The 3,692-nt window shown below is 37.1% G+C and carries 3 protein-coding genes and 1 pseudogene; all 4 read left to right on the forward strand.

All coding sequences use genetic code 11. The features are described from left to right. Window positions 1-298 precede the first annotated feature (298 nt). Entirely contained in the window at window positions 299-1,966 is a 1,668-nt protein-coding gene (locus L950_RS34625; protein WP_231577850.1) for a TonB-dependent receptor plug domain-containing protein, read from the forward strand. Beyond that, window positions 1,947-2,903, forward strand: a complete 957-nt coding sequence (locus L950_RS34630) for a TonB-dependent receptor domain-containing protein (RefSeq protein WP_231577851.1) — start codon at window positions 1,947-1,949, stop codon at window positions 2,901-2,903. Before L950_RS34625 ends, L950_RS34630 begins: the two co-directional genes overlap by 20 nt. Window positions 2,904-2,983: 80 nt before the next feature. Beyond that, complete coding sequence (locus L950_RS34635; protein ID WP_231577852.1) at window positions 2,984-3,478, forward strand: hypothetical protein; 495 nt, start codon at window positions 2,984-2,986, stop codon at window positions 3,476-3,478. A gap of 5 nt (window positions 3,479-3,483) precedes the next feature. Then, window positions 3,484-3,692 (forward strand): annotated as a pseudogene (locus L950_RS29035) (SusD/RagB family nutrient-binding outer membrane lipoprotein); the annotation flags it as partial.

The raw sequence follows: 3,692 nt of genomic DNA on the forward strand, positions 1-3,692 counted from the left end.
TTTTATAAATCATTAACAAGCATGAATAAGATTACATATTTGAATCCAACCAATTTACAAAGGCGCATTTAAACGTAGTGGGAATACATTTTAACATTTTTTTAACAAAAAATACAAAAACAAAGACTACTTATCAGGTGGATTTTATATATTTGCATCATTAACAATAAATAATGAAAAAACACACTACCTGTATGTACATAAAACGAATGCTTCTAGGAGGTACTTTAGCTTAATGATACACAACTATCTCCTATAACAAAAGACTCCCTAACTTCATATATTACATCTTATTAACATGATAAAACATACAACAAATTTTGTCGTAGCAGCAGCGCTTTGCCTCAGTTCAAGCGCACTATACGCACAATCTACCATAAAAGGAAAAGTAGTTGACGAGCGCAATACAGCCATTCAAGGCGCTACGATTACGGACATTGCAAGTAAAAAACAAGTACAAACAGATGTAAACGGTCTATTTGAATTTCCATCAAATGAAAATACGGTTACACTTCAAGTACAATACATTGGATTTGAAACTAAAACGATTCAAGCAAATATTTCAGGCTTAACAACAATACAGTTAACACCTAGCAGTTCACAGCTCAACGAAGTTGTTGTAACTGCATTAGGTATATCAAGAGAGAAAAGATCTTTGGGATATGCTGTACAAGAAGTAAAAGGAACTGAGTTACAAACTCGTCCTACCAATGCGTTAAGTGCATTATCAGGAAAGGTTGCTGGTCTTCAAGTTACAACTTCAGGTGGAAATATGGGCGGTTCATCTCATGTATTATTACGAGGTATAAATTCCATCGCTGGAAATAATCAACCTTTATTTGTCATTGATGGCACACCGATCGATAACACGGACCTGAATTCAAGCGCTACCATCAATGGAAGTGCAGGAAAAGACGTTGGCAACATGATCCAAGATATCAACCCCGATGATATTGAAAACATCTCGGTATTAAAAGGCCCTTCAGCTGCCGCATTATATGGCTCCAGAGCGGCCAATGGTGTTATTTTAATAACTACAAAACGAGCATCAAAAGGCGAGAAAGTTGATATCGCAATCAATACCGGTCTTGATTTTGAGAATATCGTCCGTTTACCAAAACGTCAACAACTATACGGGCAAGGTTATTCTACGAATTTTCAAACACAGAACATCAATGGAAAAGACTACAAAATTGTAGATTATGCTTCCGACGAAAGCTGGGGTCCAAAATTAGATGGAACTCCTGTATTACAATGGTATAACCTGAATCCTGAAGATGAAGCAAATTATCTGAATCCAACACCTTGGCTGTATCCAAAAAATGATGTAAACTACTTTTTCCGTACTGGTGTTGCTAACACCAATAACTTTTCCATTGCCGGCAATAGCGGTAATACCAATTATCGTTTCTCGTACACAAACAAGAATGTTAGCGGTACAGTGCCAAACTCAAGTCTAGATCGCAATACGCTTAACTTTTCTGGAGGAACACAATTAGGTAAAATAAAAGTAACATCCAATTTCAACTATATCCGAAACTCATCAATTGGTCGCCCATGGACTGGTGCTTCCAATAGAAATATTATTCTTGAAGCTTTTCAATGGGGCGGTGTACAGGTAGACTACAAAATACTTGAAAACTACAAACGAGCAGACGGAACACCGATCGCCTGGAATCGTACAGGTTGGCAAAATAACGCCACTGATGAAGCTACCCGATTCATCGATAACCCTTACTGGTCAGCATATGAATCTTACATGGAAGACAGCAGGGACCGTTTCTATGGAAATATTGGTTTACAGTATGATGTCAACAATTGGTTGACAGTAGGAGCCAAAGTACATGGCGATATCTATTCTTTTCAATCCCAAGACCGTATCGCAGTATATTCGCGCAGTCAATCACAATATGAAGAATCCAGCAATAAACTCAATGAATATAACTATGAATTTAGCTACAGCTAAAAAAAACTGGGACAAATTTTCTCTTGTAGCTAATATAGGAGCCAACTTACGTGATCAAAATCGCAAACAGGATTATGGTATTACGCAAGGTGGATTAACTATTCCAGAATATTACAACCTTAAAAATGCATCTGCTGTCAAAATAGACAATTTCAAATATCACAGAAGAATCGCTTCTGTCTACGGAAGTTTCTCACTAGGATACAACGACTTACTATATATAGATGGAACTGTCCGTAATGACTGGTCTTCCACCCTACCTGTTGACAACAACTCCTTCATCTACCCATCCCTAACCGGAAGTTTTGTTTTCAGTCAATTAGATGCCTTTAAGCAATTAGACTGGTTGAGTTTCGGAAAATTACGATTAGGTTGGGCACAAGTTGGTAATGATACCGATCCTTATCAATTATACAAGGTCTATGAAGCTGAACAAGCATTTGAAGGACAACCATCTTATAGTCTACCTGATAAAAAACCTAATGCACAGCTAAAACCAGAGATTACTAGCTCTTGGGAAACGGGTATAAATCTGCAGTTCTTTAAAAATAGATTAGGCCTAGATGTTACCTACTACAATAACAATTCGCGAAACCAAATTTTACCAGTTCCGGTATCCTCCTCTTTTGGTTATGCATCTAAAACATTTAATGCAGGAAAAATTAACAATAAAGGATTAGAAATAGTATTAAATGGCACACCAATCAGAACAGAATATTTCACATGGGATGCGACAATCAATTGGGCTAAAAACAAGAATAAAGTGATTAAATTAGATGATCAGGTTAGTACCCTAAGCCTAAGTAATACTTTAGTTGATCTGGTTGCTAGAGAAGGTGAATCATATGGCCAATTTCTGGGTTATGATTTTGTGTATACACCCGATGGACAACGTGTTGTACAGGAAAATGGTACTTTTATGAAACTTCTCAGTTAGTACCTCTAGGTTCGATCTTAGCAGATTATACCTTTGGTTTCCAGAATAGTTTCCGATACAAGCGTTTCAATCTAGGATTCTTGATAGCAGGACGAGTAGGTGGTAAATTTTTCTCACAAACTTACAAAGTAGGTATGTACTCTGGTATATTGGACAAAACAGCTGCTAACAATATCCGCGAAACTGGTGTCACACTGGATGGTGTTAAAGCAGATGTAGCTTTCCACAGCGATGGTACCTACGATGTAACCAATATCCGTGAAAATACAAGTAATATCAGTGCACAAGATTGGGCACGTAATGAATACAACGGCCCGACAGCATTCTCTATTTTTGATGCGACATTTATCAAATTAAGAGAAGTAACTTTAGGCTACAACTTCCCAATTTCCAACAACAAATTGATTAAAAATGTTGGTGTCAATGTCTATGGAAGAAACCTTTGGAATATCTACACAAAGAGTAAATACATTGATCCAGAATTTACTTCTAGCGGCGGAAATGTACAAGGAATCGAAGGTGGTAGTATACCAACTCCTGTTACTTATGGTTTTAATGTTAATCTTAAATTCTAGAAAAAATGAAACGCACACATTTATTATATACAACACTATTAGGTATAAGTCTATTCACGACGAGCTCTTGTTCCAAATCGGTCATGAGTGATATCAATACAGACCCCAATCGTCCTGCTATAGTGACGACACCGACCATATTGATAACTGCCGAAAAACAATTGGTCAATGCCCTACGCAGTGAAGAAATAAGTTTAAGAGGAGCGCAGCTTTT

The sequence above is a fragment of the Sphingobacterium sp. IITKGP-BTPF85 genome (genome assembly GCF_001006065.1).
In the GTDB taxonomy this organism is placed as follows: Bacteria; Bacteroidota; Bacteroidia; order Sphingobacteriales; family Sphingobacteriaceae; genus Sphingobacterium; species Sphingobacterium anhuiense.

Excerpts from the sequence above, each read along its gene's own strand:
- L950_RS34625 (WP_231577850.1), top strand. The coding sequence starts at position 299 with ATGATAAAACATACAACAAATTTTGTCGTAGCAGCAGCGCTTTGCCTC.
- L950_RS34630 (WP_231577851.1), top strand. The coding sequence starts at position 1,947 with ATGAATTTAGCTACAGCTAAAAAAAACTGGGACAAATTTTCTCTTGTA.